Below are 23,332 nucleotides of genomic sequence, written 5' to 3' on the forward strand. Positions count from 1 at the left end.
GAATAACGAGAAACAAAAAACGAGGCCTTAAGCCTCGTTTTTTCACGTTACGCATCAGATATTGATTTTTACCTGATACGTTAACACAGCGTGTTATTTATTCTTTTTATCCATCATCGCTTTTAAATCTGCGAAGGGATTAAACGTTGCTGCTTCGTGGTCGTTCTCACCTGCTTTCACTACACTGCCCGACTGCTGCTCGTGTTCGGTGTATTTTTCATGCTCATGGTCATGACAGAACAGGCACAGCAGTTCCCAGTTGCTACCATCAGCTGGGTTATTGGTGTGGTCATGGTCAACATGGTGAACAGTCAATTCACGAAGATTTGAATAAACAAACTCGCGTGAGCAGCGGCCACATACCCAAGGGTATAGCTTTAGTGCTTTCTCGCGGTAGCCCTGCTCTTGGCGTGCATAGGCAGCACTAGTGCCGTAATAATCTGATGACATAAGTAAACCTGATAATATGTAAATCTAACACAGGGAATTTACCGCAATTCACCACACAATTAATAGCGTTATAAAAATAAATTGTGGTGTTAGGCGTATTCTACTGATTACGCACTGACACCTTCGCCACTAACTCGCCTTCTTTGTGACACCGTCACTTCGCTTTAACGCGTCATTCATAAACTGAGATATCAACTTAATCGCCTCTTTTGCTTCACTTAGCTGATAAAACAATGGATAAACATGCGGCACGCCCTTCATGACGTTAAGCGTAACATCCCCGCCCGCCTCTCCCATTTTTTCTGCTAATCGAATCGCATCATCCATCAACAGTTCTTCCGTACCAGCTGTCACAAAGCAAGGAGGAAGACCGTGTAAATCAGCATAAAATGGCGAGATATCAGGATCACAAGGATTGTTATTACCTAAATAGTTATTGCGCATTAACAGCAAGCTACTTAAGTCAAAAAATGGGTCGTCTTTACTTTTAACAAAAGCGGATTCACCGGTTACAGCCATATCAGTGACTGGCGATAGCAGCACTATACCCGCTGGCAAGCGAATATTCATATCACGCAGGCGTAGTAACGTCGCAAGCGCCAGATTTCCACCAGCAGAGTCCCCGGCGAATAAAATGTTTTGCGGTAGGTAACCTTTCACCAATAATGCCTGATAAACGGCGTAGCACTCATCCAGAGCTGCAGGATAAGGCCTTTCAGGTGCTAGACTGTAATTTATCATCAAACCACGTGATTTGGTTTGCTGCGCTAATCGCCCGACAAACGCATTATGAATATTGGGGCTATAAAAACAAAAACCGCCACCGTGAAAATATAAAATGATCTTGTTACCACTGCTTTTGGGCATATCGATCCAATCACAGGCAACATTTGCAAATTTTGTCGGTGTAACGTCTAAGCCCTTCGGGGTTGAGATTAACGCTCCAAAATTATCAATATTTAAAATCAGCTCGCGCATTTCCAGTGTTGAGTTACAACGAGCTAGGCGCTGTCGCATTACACGATAAAGTAATTTATTGAATGCACGATTACGCCAACTATCCATAACCACCACCTTTAGTTCATTATCAGTTGACTCCAAAAACAGAAACAACCTTGATATAAACGTAGAAGCTCACAGCTTAGTTGGTCAATGACATCTACGAGACTTATGACAAAAACAAAACAATTTTATGTCACAAATACGTTACATGACCCGCTTTTAAATTTGTATACCGTGGCACTTTTATGTTTGTGATACATGCAAAAAAGGGGCACATGCATGGCTCACGTGCCCCCGAACCCTAACGTCGCTGTAACGCTAGGAAAAGACTACAACGTCTAGGCTGGCATTATCCGCCGTAGTCTTAACTGACAATTATTGAACTTCTGCCAGTTTTTCGACAGCTTCAGTTAGCTTGTCGATTTTATCATCCATACGCTCAAGCTTTTCACGGTCAACGCCGCTTAGACGGTAGAATAAATCATTCATGCCCGCTTCCACTTCGTCAGTCGCTTTTTCTGCATTTTTGCCAATGCACTCTTTCGCTTCAATCTCAACTTCTTTACCGCGCTCTACAAGCTCGTCAAAGGCCGTTGTTGTTTTTTCATTGATTTGTTGTGCTTCTTCAAGGGTGCGGCTGTATAAACCTAGGCCCGCAAGCCAAATGTTACGTGCTACACCTTCACCACTTTCTACGACATTTTTCGCCGCTTTCACTACTGTTTTATCGATCATTTTGCTATCCCCCTGCGTTAAACGCTGGTTCTATGATTAATCAATACCAAAGCAAGCTGCCACTGCTTTAGAGTTGTAAGTTATACTGGTTTTGCTGCTTCTTTCTGAGCGTCAACAGGCTTGGCTGCTGGCTTCTCAGGTGTAGCTTGAACCACTGGACGTGCCGCAACAACTGGCTTCACATCTACTACAGGTTTCTCAACCACTTTAGGTTCTACCGGCTTTGCTTCTGCTGCTTTAGCTGGCTTACGGCGTGCAACGCTAGGTTTACGCGTAGCTGCTTTAGCTGCGGGCTTTTTTGCTTCCACCTTTTTGGCAGGCGATTTTTTCGCTGCTTCTTGCTGACGAGCCAACAGTTTTTCTATGGTGTCAGTCAGCTGATCAATCTTGTCATCAACTTGATCTAGGCGTTCGTTATCTAAACCTACTAGCTTTTGAACAACCTGATGTACACGTTCTTCAATGGCTACGGTTGTTTGGCTGCGTGCCGTATGTACGCGCTCTTTCGTTGTTGACTCAACTTCACGACCGCGTTCAATTAGTTCATCAAAAAGGCTTTTGCCTTTGCTAGAAATTTGATTAACTTCATCAGCACTTTTTGCATAAGCGCCTAACCCTGCTAACCAAATGTTGTAGACCATGGCGTCACGCATTGGGCTATTCGCCGTCTTGCTTGATTCGTCCGATGCTCGTTTAAAGATGCCCATGAGTGTGCTCTCCTTACATGAATTACAACTGTTGTCAGCCAGTTGTTATCCCTGACTGCTTGATATCAGAATACGAATTTCAATTAGAGTGTTCTTACTAAAGAGGAAATTAATTGTGGGCAAGATCAAATATTTTAAAAACAGTGATTTCTGGCATGCTTTAGACAGAAATACATACCTGCAGATAAATAGAGGGCATTATGAATACGACATGCTCAGAAAACCAAGCATGTCGCTAATAAACAATAACTTAAGGGGAGAAATTAGGTCAGGAGTTGATCTAAACGTTGAACAATATTTTGCTCTATAGAGGAGGAAAATAAACTTGCAGCAAAGCCTAACCGCAGCTCTATCGTTATTTTCCCATCTTCTGCCAACATAAAGCCGCGGGCGGATGAGTGGCGAATTTCTAATTTCTCATTATTCCACCCCCAACGAATCCCATATTCCTGCGCTAACTCTTCTGCGATACTCTCAGATAGTGCAGCAATATGATCAAACTGGTGGTCATGTTTTCGTTCAATAAAAATTGTCACAGTTGCTTCCATTCAGTCGTGTAACTACAAATAGCCAAACTAATAAAGTACTGACCCAAACAGTATATTCCCTAGATAGACTATATACTCTACAAATTAGTTTAGCTTTTTTCTGTGTTACAGGTCGGATCTCTTTAAATTTCTACGACTGAATGCCCCTTTAGCAATAGAGCTAAGCCACATTGCACCACCAGCAGCAATGACCGCACCTTTCATTGCTCTACGATAAGGGCTTTTTTCTGAGGGTGATAAAAAACTTCCAGCTAATATCCCAACACCAGCAATTTTTATAAAACGGTTCTTTTCCCCAATCACTAAATAGCTTCCAAATGCTACCAACATTAAACGCTGAAATTGCGTGCACTCAACGGGTAGTCCATGAGCCTGTCGAACAAACTGCTCACAATTTTGACTAAAGATATTATAGGGCGTGCCAACAAACTTTTTTGCATATAAAAATGCTTGTTCTGGGTTATCACTTGTGATTGAACTCACAATAACTTCACGCCCCTCAGCGAACTCATCAATTGTATCGAATTGAACTTGGCGACGTTTTTTAGAGTTATGTATTACGCCACCACCTCCATCTGACATTCCATAATGCCAATACGATGTACAGCGGATTTTTAAAACAGTGCCGATTGGATAAGCTCTAGATTCCATGATTTGCCTTTAAACTCACTATCACGTAAAAAGTTTAGCTGGAAATTTTTACTTATACAGTCGCTCCCTATTGAGTCCATAAGTTGTCTCAATTTTGGGAATTTAATTAATCATAAGTTTATTAGTTAGCAGCATAAAAATTTCTTGTTAATACTTTAAGGGCAAACAAAAAAGTGCATTTACTTTGTATGAGTTTATTGGCGGTATATGATGTTAATTAAACAAATGCAGCAAGCTTCTATCACTTTATTATTGGCAATTTTAACGCTTAGTGGCTGTCAAACTGTCCCTACAGAAGCTGAGCAAGCCGCATTACAAGCAGAGCAAGAACGCATAGCATTAAATCTTGCCATCCAGCCCGATGACTATGCAAAACGTTGTGAGATATCGCATCATGAATTCGATGGCAGTTATATCGCAACAGGCAGTGTTCCGCATTACCTTTACAGTTCACCACTCCACCACAGTGCGAGTTCAGTCATTCAAAAAGAAGCCGCTCGCCTACAATATGATATGTGGGACAAACTGGCGGCTAATATGGATATGCCTATCCCTAACAATCGTCGCATTCGTTACTACCGAAAATGGTTTATTGATAAGCCCGAGCACATAGATACTGTCACACAACGTGCTCAACCCTTCTTATTTTATATTTATGAGCAAGTTGAAGCCCGTGACTTACCGATAGAAATCGTGTTACTCCCTTTTATTGAGAGCTCATTTGATCAATATGCTTATTCAAGTCAAGGAGCATCTGGGCTTTGGCAAATCACACGCGCAACAGGTAAAACCTTTGGCCTAAAATATTGGCAAGGGTATGACGGAAGAAGAGATATAGTAGCGTCAACAGATGCCGCTCTCGATCTGTTAGAGTACCTACACAAAAAGTTTAAGGGTAATTGGCTGCATGCTATTGCTGCCTATAATACCGGCGAAGGACGAGTTAGAAATGCTATCAGGAAAAATAAAGCGGCAGGTAAACCTACTGATTTTTGGTCATTGCAGTTACCGAAAGAAACCCGTCTATATGTACCTAAATTATTGGCAATGTCGTCTATTGTTCAGCACAAAAACCATTACGGCTTACCGTTAAACTCAATCGCAGCACAACCCGTTGTCACTGAAGTTGTCGTTAATCGTCGCGTTAAGTTAAAAACAATTGCCAAAGATGCCAAGATGAACAGCCGCGACTTATTCGCGCTAAACCCTGGTTACACTGGTGGTTACACAGTAAAAGGCAGAGACAACAAACTATTATTACCACGCAATACCTTGCCATCATTTTATAGCAGTAATAGCCAGCGCTACACTAAACATCACTTTCAAATCCATCGGATAAAAGCGGGTGATAGCTTAAATGAAATCGCACAAATCAATAATACAACGGTATCTTCACTTAGACAGCTCAATGATCTTACTGGCTCTTTTATTACCGCTGGTCAACAAATCATCGTTCCACCGAAATAACACGCTGCTTTAGCGGTTATCAATAAATCTCATAGCAGCTAAAGGCGACTATGAGATTGTTAATTTATAGCGTTACTGGTTACTATTTGCTGTTATTTTAGAATAAGCAATTTTATCAAAGTAAGCGCTAATTTCCGTTAGCGATATTTTATCATCACTATACGCTTGCGCTGTTTCTTCTATTTGATGTAATAACTGAACATCAACTTCATTATGAGATAATGACAAACCTATCATAATCCCTGCCATTAAACAGGCTGGAGCCATTAGGCTACGTACGCCAACCAAAGTACAAAGACCAAATGCTGAGAACATGGTAGCTAAGTAAACACTCCAACTACTTTCTATAAAGAAAGCCACATATAGTGCCAAGCATTGTAGTAATGCCCCGAATATAAGAAAAAGTAACTTCATTTATTTATGCCCTTCCCTGTGGCTAATAAAATAAGTATAGCCACAAAAAATTACAGCTTTACCAAAAAAATTCATTAAAAAATGTTCTAATTATCAATTAGGTGTCTATGATTAAAGTAGAACTACAAACAATAACGGAGAAACCCTATGCACCATGACGAACTGATAGACCCTACCGATCTTGGCATTATTGAAAAAGTTGCCTTTGTCGCTTCTGCTTTCCTTATCGCAGGATTATTTATTATGTAACCTTTGTTGCATGCATTTCTCGTATCAGAACAAACTGCTGCCAAAAATGACAACGACAAAAAAACAGCACTCTCAATCAATACCCATAAAAAAAGCATGGCTTAAACCATGCTTTTTTATTAAGTGCGCGATCTCGACCTATCTCAAGCTACTATGCGATTAAGCCTGCGACTCAATCAAGTTTTCATCCATTGCATCAGGGCCATTTAGAGCTTTCATCGGTAAATACACGGAGAATGTTGTGCCCACCCCCAACTTAGATTCAACCGTTATCTCACCACCACTTTGGCTAACAATGCCTTGGCTGACCGATAGGCCCAGCCCAGTACCGCTACGGCGAGTGGTATAAAATGGGTCAAAGATGCGATCTAAATTCTCTTCTGCTATGCCACAGCCATGATCCGTAATATGAACCACAGCACCAATCGCTTGTTGGTCTTCGTCTAACCAGTCTTCTGTAGCAACACGTAACAACCCTTTATCATCCATCGCATGGACACCATTCATCTGCAAGTTAACCAATACTTGCAGTAATTGATGCCGATTCACTTCCACACTGCAGCGTGCATTTAAATCTTTCTCTATGAAAAGATCCTGCTTTTTCGTCCCTGTACGCACAAGTGTCAGGCTTTCTTCAACCAATGGATTCAAGTGGTGCCATGTGACTTCATCTTGTACACCACCTTGACGGCTGTATTGCAACAAACTGCGGGTGATATTACGAATACGGTCTATTTGCTCATGAATGGCGACGAGCTCATCTTTAACGCGTTCAGCATCTCCTTCAAGCTCAAATTGTAATAATTCGACGTTGCCTAAAATGACAGCCGTTGGGTTATTGATTTCATGTGCAATACCTGCGGTTAGTTCCCCTAATGCAGCTAACTTTTCACTTGTTACTAAGCGGCTTCGCGCCTGATTAAGCAACTTAATATGTTGTTCAAGTTCTTCCGTCTTTTCATGCAAGCTTTGTGTCCGTTTCGCCACTTTATCTTCAAGTTCGATGGAAGCCTGCTGGATTTCTTCATTGCGGTTTTTGAGCTGATCAAGCATCGAATCAAACTGCTCACCGAGTATTTGAAGTTCGTGATCTTGGCTCAAGCCTAAATCACCAATTCTGCGCTCTAACCCTAGCTGAACGGCTTTCGCAACTTGATGGATCTTTTCTATGGGTAGAAACAGATCTTTTGAGCCACGATAGACAATAAGGCCAGATAAAAATAATACTATGACTATCCCAATACCTAATTCGACAATATTCGTAAGGTATACTTTTATCATCGGCCATTCGAGATAGCCTGTGTAGAGCATCCCGATAACGTTATTATTGTGATCATGTAAGGGTTCATAAGCTGACACGTACCAATCATCATAAACATAGGCACGATTAACCCAATGTTCACCCTGCTCTAGCACAGCCTGTTTTACTTCATCAGACACTCGCGTACCAATCGCACGGCCATTCAAGCTCTCACTATCTAATGGGACATTGGTACTCACACGTAGATCGTCCATGAATAAGGTCACAGTGCCAATACTGCCATCAGGCAAAGTATTAGATGCGTAAACCAAGTCTCGAATACGATCCACTAATAAGGTACTGTTATTCAACAACATACCCCCATCAACAATCCACTGTAAATCACCTTGTTTATTGAATATAGGTAGTAAACTTCGACTGACTAAACCCCGTGTTTCAATGCTGTTCTCATTAAGCAGAGGAATGTGTGCATAGACAGGCAAATCACGGTTTAACCTTTCTAACGCAGAACGATCTAACACTTGGAAAAAGGTTTGTTCTTCCCCTTTCAATAATAATCTGCGATTCGCTTTAGAAAATTCACCCAATGCAGATGCCGGATGGAGAACAATAAAATCGAGTCCGTACGAAGCAGATTGTTCATTAACCCAATCACTCAAATTGGCTTCATCGGTACGAAGGCGATGCTGAAAATCGTAAGACGATGCTAATGATGTTAATTGCATCCGTTGCTCGCGCTGCAATAGCTCCATACTATGGTGCGCGACAGCCAAGTCAGCACGAACATTTTTAAGCGCGTTTTGCCATGTATACGTCACTGTCCAGTACATCGTTAAGGCAATAAGCGCCAACAAGGTAATAAAGATAGGAATGGACGTTAAAACTAATAGTCGATACCGCACCATGGTACGAAAGCGACGCACCCACATGATAATAAACTGTTTAATATTCATTTATACTTCCGCTCGTTTCGCGATCAAAGTACGCCTTCATCGGCCCAATCTTTGAATTTTCGCTCTAGCGTTTTGCGTGCAACGCCCAATTGTCGTGCCGCTGCAGATTTATTACCACTATGAGACTCAACCACTTGCAGGATATGCGCTTTTTCTACATCTTTTAGGGTCCAATCTGTTGGGTAACAAAACTGCTCAACATCATTTTCGTCATGGCAACGACATGGGCGATTTTCACTCGCACCTGAAACTTGCGCTTCGCTCGCTTGTGCCATACGCGGCAGTGGAATTGCATCACCCTGAAGTTCACGCCAATAGTCTGCTGGCGGTTTACCTAACAAAATACAACGTTCCATCATGTTACGGAGTTCACGAATGTTACCGGGCCAATCATAGCTCTGCATCGCTTGTATATCTTCATGCGTCCAATTCATGGCTTGCATACCCAATTCTTTCGCTAACATTTGGGTGAAATGGTGTGCCAGTGTTGGGATATCGTCCAAACGATCACGTAATGCTGGTAACTCAACAGTCAATACATTAAGGCGATAGTATAAGTCACGACGAAAACGCCCTTCTTCAACTTCTTGTTTCAAGTTACGGTTTGTAGCCGCAACAATACGGACATCCACTTGCACTTCACGTTCTGCCCCCACAGGGCGAATGGCTTTTTGCTCCAAAGCACGTAGCAAAGAGGACTGCATTGAAAGTGGCATTTCCCCGATTTCATCGAGGAATAAGGTGCCGTTATTAGCGACACGGAAAAGACCCTCTCGACCTTTTTTTGCCCCCGTGAACGCGCCAGACACGTGACCGAATAATTCACTCTCAAGCAAATCAGGGGCAATTGCGCCACAGTTAAGTGGTACAAAAGGACCCGTTCGCTGGCTTAATTGATGAAGTGCTCGTGCCACTAATTCTTTACCAGTACCCGACTCACCTTCCACCAAAACAGCAGCTTGAGACGGCGCTACCTGTGCAATCACGTTTTTCATCTTCTGTGTGGTTGCTGCATCGCCGATAATATCGACAGGGTGAATCCGCTCGACATCACGCTGCAAAGCAAAGTTCTGACGTTCAACGAGTCGTCGTTCGATGCACCTGCTGACAGACTGCATCATTTGTTCTAGGTTAAAAGGCTTAAGAATAAAATCAGACGCGCCCGCACGAAGAGCTTGAATCGCGGTATCAAGATCGGCATAGCCTGTCATAAAGATCACATCACTACGACGCGTAGAAGGATCAAACGCTTCATGCCATTCAATGCCGGAACGACCAGGTAAGTTGATATCTACAATTAATAAGTCAAAATGGCAGCGTTTACGCAGGGTTTCTGCTTCTTCAATACTCCCCGCAACGTCAACTTGGGCAAATTTCTTACTGAGTGCTTTTTTTAAGATGGCACGCATGCCGGGTTCATCATCAACAACAAGTACGGAAACGGCAGTCCAAAGTGAGGTGGACGGAAAATCTGACATAATTTCTTATTCGAGTAATTTTGGGGTGAGACATTTTGTCTCAGTCACTTATCCTTTGTCAAAAAACTTTATGAAACCGTTTAAACCTTAATAACCAAAACATGATTATATTGTTTTAAATCATTAATTTAGTTGGATTTACTACGCTAATATAGTGTTTCATTGCTAAGTTGGCATTGCTATTGCTTATTGTGCGCCATAGGGCGGTGTTATCTTTATAACAACGCTAAGCATTCAACCAATGACATATTTGTCAGGAAGACCTATGAAACTATTACAAACAACACTTGTTATTCTTTCTCTTACCACAGCAGCGGCTGTTCACGCTGCCGATGAAATGAAGATCCGTCTTGCAACAACCACCAGCACTTACCACTCTGGCTTGCTTGACTACCTTCTTCCAGAATTCAAGAAAGATACAGGTTACACCGTTGAAGTATTAGCGGCAGGTACAGGTAAATCACTGCGTATGGGTCAAAACGGCGACGTTGATCTTGTGATGACACACGCACCAAAAGCAGAAGCTAAATTTGTTGATGAAGGCTACGGTGTACTACCTCGCAAATTGATGCACAACGATTTTGTTGTTGTTGGTCCAAATAACGATCCAGCAAAAATCGAAGGCATGACAGACGTAACAAAAGCATTGAAAAACATCGTAAGCTACAAAGCAACATTCGTTTCTCGTGGCGATGATTCAGGTACCCACAAGAAAGAACTAAACTTGTGGAAGCAGACTCAAATCGAACCAAACTTCGGTGGTTATAAAGCCGTGGGTCAAGGCATGGGCCCGACGCTGAACATGGCTTCTGAGCTTCAAGCTTACACAATGACAGACCGTGGTACTTGGTTGGCTTACCAAAACAAACTGGACCTATCAATTATGGTGCAAGGTGATAAGCGCCTATTCAACCCTTACCAAGTTATTCTGGTGAACCCAAGCCGTTACCCAGACATTAACTACCAAGGTGCGAAGGCATTCAGTGATTGGCTAGTGAACCCGAAAGCACAAGCAATGATCAACAATTATCAACGTCATGGAGAGCAACTATTCGTTGCTGATGCTATCACTCAATAATGGATCTTTGGTTAACAACCCAAGAAGCTGTACAACTGCTCCTCAGTGGCGACACTGCCCTGTGGAGCATTGTTGGTGTTTCTTTTTCAGTTTCTTTGCTGGCAATAGCGATTGTGCTATTGCCATCTTTGCTTATTGGTTTTGCTCTAGCGTACGGGAAATTTCCAGGGCGCTGGGTCATTTTGTCTCTAGTTAATACATTCCAGTCTATTCCGACGGTTGTTATCGGCCTACTGTTATACATGTTACTGTCACGCGCAGGACCTTTGGGCGATTGGAAGTTACTGTTTACACAGCAAGCGATGATCTTGGGTCAAATTTTTATTTGCTTCCCCATTTTAATCTCAATGATGCACGCTGCTTTTCAAAACAGTGACAAGCGCGCATGGGAAACAGCCCTCACCTTAGGTGCCAGTCTGCCCCGTGCATTTTTAAGTTTAATGTGGGAAAGTCGATTCCCACTTTTAGCAGCGATAATTGCTGCATTTAGCCGTATAATCACAGAAGTGGGTTGTTCTATGATGGTAGGTGGCAATATTCTTAATGCTACTCGAAACATTCCAACAGCCATTGCGCTTGAAAGTTCTAAAGGCGCATTTGCGCAAGGTGTCGCGCTAGGGATTGTGTTACTCCTGTTAGCTCTCGGGCTAAACTTCTTTTTATCTGTTGCTCGTGGCAAAGCCCACCTGCGCACAAATTAAGTCGAGGAGCAGGTAATGTCTCAAATTTCGATTCAAGCACACGATCTCTCAATGCGTTATAAAGATCGCCTGCTTTTTCACGTCCCTCAGCTTAACATTGGCCCACAAGAAGCCATTTATTTAAGCGGTGATAACGGCGTGGGCAAGACGACCCTATTAAAAATTCTGTCTGGCTTGCAAAAACCCACCACGGGTCATGTCAATTTACAGAACCAATCATGGGCGTCTCGTCTATTCAAAAGCCAACGGTGTGGTGGCGTCATTTATATGCATCAAACCCCCTACATGTTTGATGGCACTGTTTTTGATAACGTATGCTACGGTTTAAAATACCAGCTCAGTGATCGCCATTCTCGACGTAGTGAAGTCATCAATGCATTACGATTAGTTGGGCTTGAAACATTGGCTAATGAACACATTTCTGTATTATCTGGTGGTGAACGCCAGCGTGTCGCCATGGCAAGAGCCTGGGTCTTAAAACCAAGCGTGTTACTAATGGATGAATCAAGTGCAAGCCTTGATGCTGAATCCATTGAACGCCAAGTTCTTCTGGCTGAAGATTTATTAGAGCGCGGCGCTAGCCTTGTTATAACAAGTCATCAGCAGAATGCACTGACTAAGCTATGCCGGCGACACTGGACAATTTCACACAATAAATTAGTAGAACGAGCCGACTTACAACTCGTCAATGAGGACAAAAACAACTATGCCTTTGCCTGAACAGACAAGCTGGGTAATTTTGGCTGGCGGACAAGCCAGCCGCATGGGAGGTAACGATAAAGGGTTAGTCTCTCTTAATAACCGAACAATGATTGAGCATGTCATCGACATTCTCGCAGCACAAACATCACACATCACCATTAACGCCAACCGCAATCATAATAAATACCAAGCATTTGGCACTGTATTTGGCGATCAAATAAAAGACTACCCAGGCCCATTAGGCGGCATGCATGCTGCACTTCATACCCTTGATAATGATTGGATAGGCTTTGTACCTTGTGATTGCCCTCAGCTACCGTCCGATCTCGTAGAGCGCATGTCCCAAGCTTGTGATGAGACTACCGATATTGCTGTCGCCCACGATGGTGAACACATTCAACCAGTCGTTACCCTACTTCACCGTCGTATCCTGCCTAAACTGGAAGCATTTTTAGCCAATGGCGACCGTAAAATCATTTTACTGTATCGCCAATGCAATATGATTACCGTCGATTTTAGTGACCAACCCAATGCGTTCGTCAACCTGAATACGCCAGAAGAACTCCAACAATTTGGAAAACAACATGAGTCAAATTAGCGCATCTTTACCCCTACTGGGCTTTGCCGCATTTAGCGGAACAGGCAAAACAACCTTGTTAGAAGCTATGCTGCCAAAACTGGTTGAGCGTGGCATTCGTATTGCTGTTATCAAGCATGCTCACCATAACTTCGATATCGATCAAGAAGGCAAAGATAGCTACCGCTTACGTAAAGCGGGTGCCTCACAAATGTTAATTTCTTCTCGCTACCGTCGTGCATTAGTAACGGAAACACCGGAAGAAGAAGCGAACCTCCCTCACCTTATCGCACAATTAGATCAAACAGCGCTAGATTTGATCTTGGTTGAAGGGTTTAAAAAACTCGATTTCCCTAAAATCGAACTGCACCGTGAAGAAGTCGGTAAGCCATGGTTACACCCAGACGATAGCAATATCATCGCTGTTGCCGCGAACATTCCAGCCAACACGCATCTTCCGCAAATGGACATCAACAATTTAGATCAGATCACTGATTTTGTTGTCGACTTTGCTCAGGGTAAGTTAGAAAAACCTAGCCTAGATTGCAGCGACTTAACCAATAGCGACATGTTGTCTGTTGATGAAGGCCGCGCGAAAATTCTAGACCAAATTACAACCATAGCTCGCACTGAAACGGTGTCACTAGAAAAAGCACTTGGTCAAATTGTCGCACAAGATGTGTTGTCGCCAGTCAATGTACCTCAGCACACCAATTCAGCGATGGATGGCTACGCTATCCGTGGCGAAGACAGCGAGCAAGCCGCTTTCACTGTCGTTGGTCAGGTGATGGCCGGTCACAGCTATGACAAACCACTCGAAGCAGGTCAAGCAGTACGTATCATGACAGGCGCCCCTGTTCCACTGGGTGCTGATACTGTGATAATGCGCGAGCAAGCTGAACAAACAGATAACATCGTACGTTTTGATATCGCTCAATTTGGAATTAAGAAAGGACAAAATGTTCGCCAAGCGGGTGAAGATCTAGCTTTAGGCCAAGTTGCAATTGCAGCAGGTAGCACAATTACAGCACCAGAGCTTGGCATGATTGCTTCTTTGGGCCTAGATACTGTGACGATTACTCAGCCACTTAAAGTTGCGATCTTCTCAACCGGCGATGAAGTACAACAACCCGGTGAAGAGCAAAAAGAAAACTGTATTTACGATTCTAATCGCTTCACCTTACGAGCAATGCTATCAAAGGTTGGTTGTGAAGTTATTGATTTCGGTATTATCGAAGATAACGAAGCGTCGCTACAAAAAACATTAACCGCAGCCAGCGAACAAGCAGACATGATTTTATCGTCTGGTGGTGTCTCTGTCGGCGATGCTGATTACATCAAAACCGTCCTCGATGCATTAGGTCAAATAAATTTCTGGCGTATCAATATGCGTCCAGGTCGCCCACTGGCGTTTGGCCAAATTCAAGACACACCATTCTTTGGCTTACCGGGTAACCCTGTCGCTGTTATGGTTGCGTTTTTACAATTTGTTGAGCCAGCATTACGTAAAATGCAAGGCTGTGATTGGCAAGCAACTTGTTATACCGCGATTGCAACAGAGAAGCTCCGCTCTCGCCCAGGGCGCACTGAATACACGCGTGGCATTTACCAGCTTGATGCCAATGGTCGACTCACAGTGCAATCAACAGGTCAGCAAGGTTCTGGGATCTTACGTTCGATGAGCGAAGCGAACTGTTTGATCGAAATTTTACCAGAGCAACCTAATGCTGAAATTGGTGATAAGGTGAGAGTAATTCCGCTGACAGGAAGAATCTAATTAATGCGTATAAACCAAATCAAACTTGGTTTCGCTTTAAGACTTAAGAGCTGGGGGGATACTCTGGCTCTATAATGAACAATTATACTCAAAAGCATATATTTGCGCTCAACAAGTAGTTTTAGCTACTTGTTGAGCGCTTTTTTATTTGTAGCTTCCTTGCTACTTTATTTTTCCTTTGGCTTCTACACGTCTAGAAGAAGGTTATTGTCGCCTGCCTAGATTTTATTGTTAGGGCAGTACATAACCTAGCCAATGTAATTAAGTATTTGTTTTCGTTATGGTGATATAATACATAATTATTCCACCCGTTGCACTTAATAAATCTAACTATAGTTTATAAATTAGATTTACTTATAGTTCTGGGCTATTAATGAACAATTGCACTCATTGAGTTCAAAATATCACCATTACGAATGCCCACCTTGTGCTTATTTTGACACATTTAAGCTTATTATACCCATAAGGAAACAGCTACTGACAATAATGCCAATAATATCGCTCATCTTTAAGACGGGTATTCCTTTTCCCCAAAAGAAACTAATCACTTTAATTAGCCATCCTAACGCTACGCAATATAAAAACTAATACCAAGCCTAAAACCTCATACTTTCATGCAAGATTGACTCATAAAAATAAGGGTTAATGTGGGCTTCAGCAGGTACAACAGCAAACCACTTTGAATCTTTATTCAAATCAATGCCTGAATTTCTAGACACAAACATAACGCTAGTACACGTCTTAAGTGGCTAGACCATTACTAAGAAAAAACTCATGTACAATAGTCAGCAGTTAGATGAACGAAGGTATTCATAAGTTAAACATGTTTTTAAATTCGTACTTTTCAGAGCAAAATGGTGAGTTTTCTTTCTCACGCCAGCAAGCAAGTCACTTCGCTAAACGTGTAGCCGGTGATTTCAACCCAATTCATGATGAAGACAACAAGCGCTTTTGTGTGCCTGGTGATCTTCTGTTCTCTGTAGTACTTGCTAAAGCAGGTCTTAGCCAAAAAATGCGCTTTGAATTTGCTGGTATGATTAACGATGGTGTTGCACTTAGCATAGATTCAAAATCAGAAGCTGATCAATCTATGGTTGACGGTAATGGCAAAGAGTACCTTCACATTACACGTAGCGGCGACACTACTCACAACGATGCACTGATTGAACAAGTAACAAAAAGCTACGTGCAATTTTCAGGCATGAACTTTCCGCACATCATGGTTCCTTTGATGGAGTCAAAGCAAATCATGATTAACCCTGTTCGCCCTTTGGTTATCTATGAAAGCATGGAGCTAGACTTTACACGCTTAGATCTAACCAACCCTAGCGTAGAGTTAACAGAGTCATGCATTGATGTTGAAGGCAAGCGTGGTAGCGTAACGTTGAATTTCTGCTTCAAGGAAGATGGCGAAGTAGTTGGTACTGGCCGTAAGCGTATGGTAATGAGTGGCCTCAAGCCTTATTGCCAAGACGACATTGACGATCTTGTAAACCGATTCAATGGCCGCAAAGAACACTTCAATGCAATTGCTGCGTAACGTTTAAAGCAACAAATCTGTATAAAGCAAAAAGCCGATAGATATAATATCCATCGGCTTTTTATCCATTCAAATTCGTATAATTCACGCACGAGATTAGTGGCTCATAGCCTCAATTAAAATAGAGCCTCGCTCTTAGTCCCGGACTGTTATCTCTCAATACCAACTCACCACCATGACGCTTCATCACAGCATCCACTAAACTTAGCCCTAGTCCAGAGCCTGATTGACTTCTGCTCTTGTCTGCGCGATACATAGGCTCGCAAACTTGCAGCTTATCTAGATCAGAGATGCCCTCACCGTTATCAATCACCACAATCCCAAATGCGTCAATGACAACCACTATTCTCCCTTCTTCAGGCGTATATTTGATAGCATTTTCTATCAAATTGATAACGGCTCGAAAAAGTAAACTCGGCTCACCATCAAGTTGATGTGCCGCATCTTGACGAAGAATGAGCTGTTGCTGCTTTTCTTCTGCTAGTGGTTGTAAAAAATCCACGGCGTCTTGAGCAACAGTGGTTAAATCAACTCGCTGCTTGCTAATAAGCTGCTTGCCGCTATTAAGGTTCGCAATCTCTAACAAGCCATTAAACATGCCAAGTAATAACTCAAGATCATCGTGACAAGCTTCTAATTCCTGTTGCTGCTGATTGTTAGAAGTTAGTGCTAAGAGGCTTTCTATTCGCAATTTCATCCTTGCCATTGGCGTACGCAAATCATGCGCGACCCCCACTGTTAAGGCTTTTAGCGAGGCTTCTTTTTTTTCAATTTGCTCTATCATAAAATTCAAATGAATAGACAGAATGTCAAACTCATCATCATTACGGCTCACCGCCAACTTAACGTTTTTCTCCCCGCACAGCACACGGTTCATGGCGAAGTTAACTCGCTGTAACTTCTGAATAATATTGACCGCGAACCAAACTGCACCTGCAATCATAACTATCACAGGTAAAGCAACGCCAGAAATCATCATAGGTGCGAGATCTTCACGATATTTCTGTAGCAAATCACGGTTAATTTCGATCCTTAATATCGTGTCATCATCGAGCAATAAACTACTGCCTGATTTCAAATCAGATAATTCAAAGTATGGTTGATCACCCGTTAATGCAGCTGGGTAGCTTAAACTCGCCGTTTGCGTACTAATCGGTTGGATATGGTAAGTAAAGGGACTGGCAATACTTTGCTTTTCTGCAATAAGAGTGCGAATAGCATCGATATTGCCTATGCCTGCTAATGCCGTGAAAATTTCAGTTTCTTGAGATAATTCGCGATCAAGTTGTTTGCGATGAAAAGTATCTGAGCTTAAATACACCTGATGAACAAAAACCGTGTAAATCATCCCTATACACGCTAAAAAATATAACAATAACTTGAATGTAGAAGATCGTGATAGTTGTTCACGATTGTCGGAGAACATACCCTGCCCCTCTAATGGTATGAATAAGGCTTTCCCCACTTTCAACTTCTAGCTTCTTTCGTAGATTCGCTATATGTACGTCAATCACATTGGTTTTAGGATCGAAATGATAGCTCCATACCGCTTCGAACAAATGCATACGAGATACAACTTGCTCAGCATGCTCCATTAAATATTGCAGTAAGAGAAACTCTTTTTGCTGTAATAGAATAAGTGCACCACCGCGCCATACTCGATGTGACTTAAGATCCAATTTAAGATCAGCGTATTCATAGCTTGTGACTTCTTTTTTACTCACCGAGGTTCGCCGCAGCAGTAAATGTACGCGAGCTAACAATTCCGCCAGAGCGAAAGGCTTAATTAAATAATCATCACTGCCCGCATTTAAACCCGCGACCCGATCTTCTACCGAATCCATGGCACTTAAAATAAGCACTGGGGTTGTATTTTCTGTTGCTCGTAATGCAGCAAGTACTTTCATGCCATCCAACGCAGGTAACATACGATCAAGAATAATAAGTTGGTAATTACAACTCGTTGCCATCACTAAACCTTGATGACCATCGTAGGCTTCATCAACAACAAACTGCTGTTCTCGCAAACCTTTTGCCACAAACTCTCTTGTCGTAGTGTCATCTTCAATGATCAATATTTTCATGCCAGTTGCCTCAACATCCATTTACTCACATTCACACTCAATAAAATCATGATACTAAAAAGCGGCTTACAGAAATGTAAACCGCGTGTGGTTTAGGGGGGAAACCACTTATTTTTTATTTGGTTACAGCTGTTTCATCTCTGTTGCTATGATTTCAGCTTGCGGCCCAAGAACAACTTGTACGTTCTTTTCTCCAACATTCACTATCCCTTTTGCACCCAATGCTTTTACCTTGGCATCATCAATCTTGCTACGATCAACAACCGTTAAGCGCAAGCGTGTAATACAAGCGTCGATATCAGTAAGATTGCCTTTCCCACCTAAAGCCATCAAATAGGCATTGGCTAACTCACCTGACTGAACCTCAGTATCAGGCATTGCTTTCTCATCCGCTTCGTCCTCACGGCCTGGTGTCTTTAAATCGAAGGTTTTAATGGCGAATGTGAATGTCACGAAATACAACACAGCAAAAGCTAAACCAAGTGGAAGCAACTTCCACGCGTTCAGTGCCGCAGGTGCGTTAAAGTTCAATACGTAATCAATCAAGCCTGCAGAGAAGCTAAAGACTAAATGAACATCTAATAAAGAAGCAATCACTAAACTTAGCCCCATGAAAACCGCATGCACGACGTATAACACTGGCGCTAAGAACATGAACAAAAATTCTAGGGGCTCGGTGATCCCTGTTAAGAATGCAGTGAAAGCCACACTTGCTAACATACCGCCAACACGTGCTTTATTTTCAGGCTTGGCACAATAATAAAAAGCAACAGCCGCTGCAGGTAAACCAAACATCATGATAGGGAAGAAACCCGCCAGCATTAAACCAGCCTGAGGGTCTTCAGCCCAAAAACGTGATATTTCGCCAGTGACACCGTTATATTCACCAAAGACAAACCACACCATGGTGTTCAATATGTGATGTAGCCCGAAAGGAATAAGAAGACGGTTAGCAAAGCCATAGGTAAAGGTACCCGCAACACCACTGCCTAGCATCCACTCGCCTAGCATATTAATTGCACTTTGAATCGGAGGCCATATAAGACTAAATGAAATCGCCAGCCCTAACGAAACGAGCCCGGTGATTATTGGTACGAAACGCTTGCCCGCAAAGAAACCCAAGAAGTCTGGTAATTGAATATTGTAAAAGCGGTTGTATAGGTGTCCCGCGGTAATACCGGCAATGATCCCACCTGCAACACCGGGGTCGATATCTGCATTCATAGTACCCAACGCAGCCAACATCACTGTATGGCCAACAACGGCTGCGATAGCCGCTGCCGCAGATCCATCTTTTGATAAACCCGCAGCAACTCCCATAGCAAAAAGTAAGGCGATGTTATCGAAAATAGACTGACCAGCTTGAGCCATGAACGCGACATCAAGTAAATCTGGTTGACCAAACCGCAATAGCAACCCAGCAACAGGTAACACGGCAATAGGCAGCATTAATGCCTTACCGAGTTTTTGAAAGTAACCTAGTATGTTCATATTTCCACTCCATAAAATAACGCTATCTATTGCGAAATACTTTACTGGAGTCGCGGTAAAGCGAGCCTTTTCAGAAGATTAAGGATTGTTAATCTTTTAGTCATAACCGAGATGCAATAAACCCCACCTAGATTTAAGTGGGGTTTATGATTTTGTCGCTTCTACCTGTATTGAGCACTATTACTTCAATCGCTGATAAATTTGTTCACACAAGAAATGAGAGTGAAGATTACGTGCTGTCAATTGGCTATCTTGCTTACCGCTATCAATCACAGATATCCAATGCTCATGCATCGCATGAAAGCCTTTGGTTGCTAGCATAGGTGTCCAGTCAGGACTCTGTAATCGGGATTCGACACCTTGAGACCAATGCTTGCCCGAAACAAAAGAATCAAATTGAAAAGTTTGATTGCGATAATTAGCCGTTACAATTTCTTGAGTACAACCATGAAGGCGGTGCATAGAAGCATGATAGATGGTTTGCTGATGCTGCCATTGCACATCGATCCTTGCTAATTGCTCGCCATCACGCTGATGCATAACCTGAATGTCATTAGCATTAACGGCTGCACTAATATTTATACTGTCGAGTGGATGGATGTAGTCATCAAACACAAAAGTACGAATATCACCCGTTAAATTATGACGATGTTTCTCCCAACGAAGAGATAACAAGGGTTGCTGATTATCCCCTCCCTGTTGATAGTTAGGCATACAGCGGTTAAATAGCGGGATATACCGGCGGTTAAACCCCATGAACAACGGTAATGATTTTGCTTCCGCTAGTTCATGTAATGTTTCGCAGTGTGCGTAATTATCTGACAAGGGTTTATCAACAAAAACAGGTAATCCTTGCGATAAAAAGTAATGCGCGATATCAAAATGTGAAAACGTCGCGCTATGGATCATTACGGCATCAACGCCCAATGAGACAAGCTGACGATAATCAGTACATGTTGTCGTTATGCGGTACTTTGCCGCCAATTGAGCCAACCTTTCTGGGTTACGCGTACAAAATACCAGCTCGACATTGGGTAGCTGAGCTAATACAGGTAAATGGGCTTTCTCTGCGATATCACCCAACCCAATCACACCAATTTTCATTCGTTTTCCCTATCCAATTTATGTTGGCAATAGTATGGAAATATATCATTGAATACCTAACGCAACACAGTTAAGTGCAATATAAGCTCACAAATAAAATGACGCTTTTTTTACACTCGTTAACCCGAGGTTTGCTATAGTTGCCCTCTTTTTTTGCACAACTAAAGCGATCGTCATGTTACGCACCCAATTACAACGAAAAATACCTAGCTATAAGGTGCTTGGTTTATTCGCGCTATTACTCGTAGCGCTATTAGCATTATTTCCCTCGCCGTCTTTAGTCGCCCCAGCAAGTGACAGTACAGGGTTTATTTTCACTTTGCTTTCAAACTCAGCGGGTAACCCGTGGTTTATTATTGCTGTCGCTCTTTTATGCTTACTGCCACTTATCTATAAAAAGGATAAGAAGGCTTGCCTTATTCTATGGGCGCAATTTGCTTTAATTCTAGTACTTAGCTTTGCCGCTAAATCATTTATGAAGCATATTACGGAAGTTCCTCGTCCCTACACGCATGAACTTGCTGCACTTGAATTAGTCGACTCTGCACCTGCGTTTTATCAATTAACATCCGAACAAAAAGAAGATGTTATAGAAGAAGCAAAAGATAACGTCAGTGAATGGCGTATTCGCCATTGGGAAGGTGAAACTAATTATTCATTGCCTTCAGGCCATACTATTTTTGTGGCTGTCTGTATCGTATTTTGGGGAGGTTTCTTGCTACGTAATAAAGGCTACATCCCTGTTGCTTTACTGCTGAGTTGGGGGTTAGGTGTGGCGATAAGTCGAATTTGGCTGGGTATGCACTGGCCAAGCGATCTTATGGCTTCTACATTTTGTGCTGCACTACTTTACCTGTTAGTGCCAGAGCCCACAGAGCAGAAATAAAGTAAAACCCTTTATTCAAATATAAAAATGCCAACCGTTCGGTTGGCATTTTTGTTTTTGATATATACAATCTCAGTTAACATCTATCAATAAATATACATGTTAACTTTACAATCTTAATCGTAAAGCGATGGCTCGCCTTCTGGGCGTGTTTTGAAACGACGGTGCAACCACATATATTGATCAGGGGCTTCCATGATCTGACGCTCAATGGATTTATTGATATAAATTGCAGCCGCTTCCGGATCATTGTGTGGAAACTCTGTCAACGGTTCCATCACTTTTACTGTGTACTTACCTGTCTCCCCATGACGTACCATGGCAAAAGGAACAATCGCGCAACCAGACGCGTCTGCTAACAAGCTCGTCCCCGTCGTTGTACACGCTTTTTCTACAGCAAAAAGCGGCGCAAATGCGGAGCGACGAAGACCGTAATCATGATCAGGTGCATACCAAAGGCGCTCACCATCACGCAGGGATTTCAGCATACCTTTTACGTCTTTACGATCGATTAAACTACGGTTAGAACGCACTCGGCCGTGATACTGAAAATAATCAAAACATGGGTTATCATTTGGACGGTATACACCTGTACCAGAAGCATGAAGGCCCATAGCACGCGCACCTAACTCAAGGTTTAACGAATGTACAGCAATCAACAACACGCCTTTTCCTTCGCTCTCAAGTTTATGAAGAATATCTACACCTTCACATTCAACATGCCGTGTAACTCGCAAATCAGGCCAAAACCACGCCATACCCGTTTCAAATAAGGCAAGCCCCGTACTATCGATGTTTTTCTTAATTAATGCCTCACGAGCATCATCCGACATCTCAGGAAAACATAACTCTAAATTACGCTTCATCGTTGAACGACGTTTCTTCATTAGCTTCATCGCTAAACGTCCGATGCCTTGCCCCATACGGAATTGAATGAAATAAGGAAGCCAGCTGATCAGATACATCACACCAATCAAAATTAATGTTGGCCAGTAGCGCGGATGTAGCAACGCTTTTGTGAAGCGCGGCGGGGTAAAATTGCTCATATTATACAATATGTCCCTTATTATCATGATCCTAGAATGCGATCATTCAGGTAATTGACCTAATATTTTATGATTTGAAGCTGGCTATAGCAAGCAAGCATCGAATAGACATCATTTACCGACGATGTTTTAACCGCTTGATCTATTAAATGAAGTGTTCAGACAAAGAAAAGCCACCATAATTGGTGGCTAGTAAGGTATTACGATCTCGATACTAACGCACTAGCGCTTATCCCCCTAAGCCCGTGCTACCTCGATCGCCTACCTCTAATAAGAAAAGTATTGAACTAGGACTCACTGATTAATGCATAAGTGTTGCCAACTTTTATTATTTTTTAAATTCAGTCAGTTAATAGCAAGGATACGTAATGACAAACAAGATGTGTAAAAAAAGCTGACAACGCTTTTAGCTAAATCATCTCTGTTATATT

The 23,332-nt window shown here is 42.4% G+C and carries 22 protein-coding genes; 8 read left to right on the forward strand and 14 right to left on the reverse strand.

The window, feature by feature from the left end; genetic code table 11:
- Nucleotides 1-93: 93 nt before the first annotated feature.
- From OCU77_RS09640 to OCU77_RS09665, 6 genes are all read right to left on the reverse strand, one after another.
- A complete protein-coding gene (locus tag OCU77_RS09640; RefSeq protein WP_048898590.1) occupies nucleotides 94-450 on the reverse strand; it encodes a YajD family HNH nuclease in 357 nt (118 codons plus the stop codon).
- Nucleotides 451-579: 129 nt separating this feature from the next.
- Nucleotides 580-1,515: an alpha/beta hydrolase gene (locus OCU77_RS09645; RefSeq protein WP_048898589.1), complete on the reverse strand. Its 936-nt coding sequence runs from the start codon at nucleotides 1,513-1,515 to the stop codon at nucleotides 580-582.
- A gap of 312 nt (nucleotides 1,516-1,827) precedes the next feature.
- Nucleotides 1,828-2,187: a phasin-related domain-containing protein gene (locus OCU77_RS09650; RefSeq protein WP_048898588.1), complete on the reverse strand. Its 360-nt coding sequence runs from the start codon at nucleotides 2,185-2,187 to the stop codon at nucleotides 1,828-1,830.
- Nucleotides 2,188-2,267: 80 nt separating this feature from the next.
- Complete coding sequence (locus OCU77_RS09655) at nucleotides 2,268-2,894, reverse strand: phasin-related domain-containing protein (RefSeq protein WP_048898587.1); 627 nt, start codon at nucleotides 2,892-2,894, stop codon at nucleotides 2,268-2,270.
- 263 nt (nucleotides 2,895-3,157) lie between these two features.
- Nucleotides 3,158-3,430 (reverse strand): polyhydroxyalkanoic acid system family protein, encoded by a 273-nt coding sequence (locus OCU77_RS09660; RefSeq protein ID WP_239685944.1) that lies wholly within the window; start codon nucleotides 3,428-3,430, stop codon nucleotides 3,158-3,160.
- Between the two features lie 117 nt (nucleotides 3,431-3,547).
- Nucleotides 3,548-4,093, reverse strand: a complete 546-nt coding sequence (locus OCU77_RS09665; protein WP_048898585.1) for a lecithin retinol acyltransferase family protein — start codon at nucleotides 4,091-4,093, stop codon at nucleotides 3,548-3,550.
- 207 nt (nucleotides 4,094-4,300) lie between these two features.
- On the opposite strand from OCU77_RS09665, the gene OCU77_RS09670 reads away from it, so the two are divergent.
- Nucleotides 4,301-5,560, forward strand: coding sequence for a transglycosylase SLT domain-containing protein (locus OCU77_RS09670; RefSeq protein WP_107302464.1), 1,260 nt, complete (start codon nucleotides 4,301-4,303; stop codon nucleotides 5,558-5,560).
- Nucleotides 5,561-5,632: 72 nt separating this feature from the next.
- Here the strand turns inward: OCU77_RS09670 and OCU77_RS09675 are convergent, their stop codons facing one another.
- The 3 genes from OCU77_RS09675 to OCU77_RS09685 form a co-directional block, all read right to left on the reverse strand.
- Nucleotides 5,633-5,974 carry a hypothetical protein gene (locus OCU77_RS09675; protein WP_107302465.1) on the reverse strand — a complete coding sequence of 114 codons (342 nt, stop codon included), beginning with the start codon at nucleotides 5,972-5,974 and terminating at the stop codon, nucleotides 5,633-5,635.
- Nucleotides 5,975-6,382: 408 nt separating this feature from the next.
- The gene (locus tag OCU77_RS09680) at nucleotides 6,383-8,437 is read right to left on the reverse strand and encodes a sensor histidine kinase (RefSeq protein ID WP_048898584.1); all 2,055 of its coding nucleotides are present in this window, start codon (nucleotides 8,435-8,437) and stop codon (nucleotides 6,383-6,385) included.
- Nucleotides 8,438-8,460: 23 nt separating this feature from the next.
- Entirely contained in the window at nucleotides 8,461-9,915 is a 1,455-nt protein-coding gene (locus tag OCU77_RS09685) for a sigma-54-dependent transcriptional regulator (RefSeq protein WP_048898583.1), read from the reverse strand.
- Nucleotides 9,916-10,180: 265 nt separating this feature from the next.
- Here OCU77_RS09685 and OCU77_RS09690 point away from each other — a divergent pair, with 265 nt between their 5' ends.
- The 6 genes from OCU77_RS09690 (at nucleotide 10,181) to OCU77_RS09715 (ending at nucleotide 16,290) form a co-directional block, all read left to right on the forward strand.
- Nucleotides 10,181-10,993, forward strand: a complete 813-nt coding sequence (locus OCU77_RS09690; protein ID WP_193391654.1) for a substrate-binding domain-containing protein — start codon at nucleotides 10,181-10,183, stop codon at nucleotides 10,991-10,993.
- Entirely contained in the window at nucleotides 10,993-11,694 is a 702-nt protein-coding gene (locus OCU77_RS09695) for an ABC transporter permease (RefSeq protein ID WP_048898582.1), read from the forward strand. Before OCU77_RS09690 ends, OCU77_RS09695 begins: the two co-directional genes overlap by 1 nt.
- A gap of 15 nt (nucleotides 11,695-11,709) precedes the next feature.
- A complete protein-coding gene (locus tag OCU77_RS09700) occupies nucleotides 11,710-12,414 on the forward strand; it encodes an energy-coupling factor ABC transporter ATP-binding protein (protein ID WP_048898581.1) in 705 nt (234 codons plus the stop codon).
- Nucleotides 12,401-12,994 (forward strand): molybdenum cofactor guanylyltransferase MobA, encoded by a 594-nt coding sequence (gene mobA / locus OCU77_RS09705; RefSeq protein WP_048898580.1) that lies wholly within the window; start codon nucleotides 12,401-12,403, stop codon nucleotides 12,992-12,994. The genes OCU77_RS09700 and mobA overlap by 14 nt, the downstream gene beginning before the upstream one ends.
- Nucleotides 12,981-14,750 carry a bifunctional molybdopterin-guanine dinucleotide biosynthesis adaptor protein MobB/molybdopterin molybdotransferase MoeA gene (locus OCU77_RS09710; protein ID WP_048898579.1) on the forward strand — a complete coding sequence of 590 codons (1,770 nt, stop codon included), beginning with the start codon at nucleotides 12,981-12,983 and terminating at the stop codon, nucleotides 14,748-14,750. The genes mobA and OCU77_RS09710 overlap by 14 nt, the downstream gene beginning before the upstream one ends.
- An 823-nt stretch (nucleotides 14,751-15,573) precedes the next feature.
- Nucleotides 15,574-16,290, forward strand: coding sequence for a DUF3581 domain-containing protein (locus tag OCU77_RS09715; RefSeq protein WP_107302531.1), 717 nt, complete (start codon nucleotides 15,574-15,576; stop codon nucleotides 16,288-16,290).
- A 112-nt stretch (nucleotides 16,291-16,402) separates the two neighbouring features.
- On the opposite strand, the gene OCU77_RS09720 is transcribed toward OCU77_RS09715, so the two are convergent.
- The 4 genes from OCU77_RS09720 to OCU77_RS09735 form a co-directional block, all read right to left on the reverse strand.
- The gene (locus OCU77_RS09720; RefSeq protein ID WP_244915152.1) at nucleotides 16,403-17,638 is read right to left on the reverse strand and encodes a sensor histidine kinase; all 1,236 of its coding nucleotides are present in this window, start codon (nucleotides 17,636-17,638) and stop codon (nucleotides 16,403-16,405) included.
- A 58-nt stretch (nucleotides 17,639-17,696) separates the two neighbouring features.
- Nucleotides 17,697-18,374 carry a response regulator transcription factor gene (locus OCU77_RS09725; RefSeq protein WP_048898618.1) on the reverse strand — a complete coding sequence of 226 codons (678 nt, stop codon included), beginning with the start codon at nucleotides 18,372-18,374 and terminating at the stop codon, nucleotides 17,697-17,699.
- A gap of 123 nt (nucleotides 18,375-18,497) precedes the next feature.
- Nucleotides 18,498-19,865 carry an N-acetylglucosamine-specific PTS transporter subunit IIBC gene (nagE, locus tag OCU77_RS09730; protein ID WP_048898578.1) on the reverse strand — a complete coding sequence of 456 codons (1,368 nt, stop codon included), beginning with the start codon at nucleotides 19,863-19,865 and terminating at the stop codon, nucleotides 18,498-18,500.
- A 180-nt stretch (nucleotides 19,866-20,045) separates the two neighbouring features.
- Nucleotides 20,046-20,969: a Gfo/Idh/MocA family protein gene (locus OCU77_RS09735; protein ID WP_048898577.1), complete on the reverse strand. Its 924-nt coding sequence runs from the start codon at nucleotides 20,967-20,969 to the stop codon at nucleotides 20,046-20,048.
- Between the two features lie 175 nt (nucleotides 20,970-21,144).
- Between OCU77_RS09735 and OCU77_RS09740 the strand changes: the two genes are divergently transcribed.
- Nucleotides 21,145-21,855, forward strand: coding sequence for a phosphatase PAP2 family protein (locus tag OCU77_RS09740; RefSeq protein WP_048898576.1), 711 nt, complete (start codon nucleotides 21,145-21,147; stop codon nucleotides 21,853-21,855).
- Nucleotides 21,856-21,971: 116 nt separating this feature from the next.
- Here OCU77_RS09740 and lpxL read toward each other — a convergent pair whose 3' ends face one another.
- Entirely contained in the window at nucleotides 21,972-22,901 is a 930-nt protein-coding gene (gene lpxL, locus OCU77_RS09745; RefSeq protein ID WP_048898575.1) for an LpxL/LpxP family Kdo(2)-lipid IV(A) lauroyl/palmitoleoyl acyltransferase, read from the reverse strand.
- Nucleotides 22,902-23,332: the final 431 nt, after the last annotated feature.

Source organism: Photobacterium swingsii, assembly GCF_024346715.1.
GTDB classification, from domain to species: Bacteria; Pseudomonadota; Gammaproteobacteria; order Enterobacterales; family Vibrionaceae; genus Photobacterium; species Photobacterium swingsii.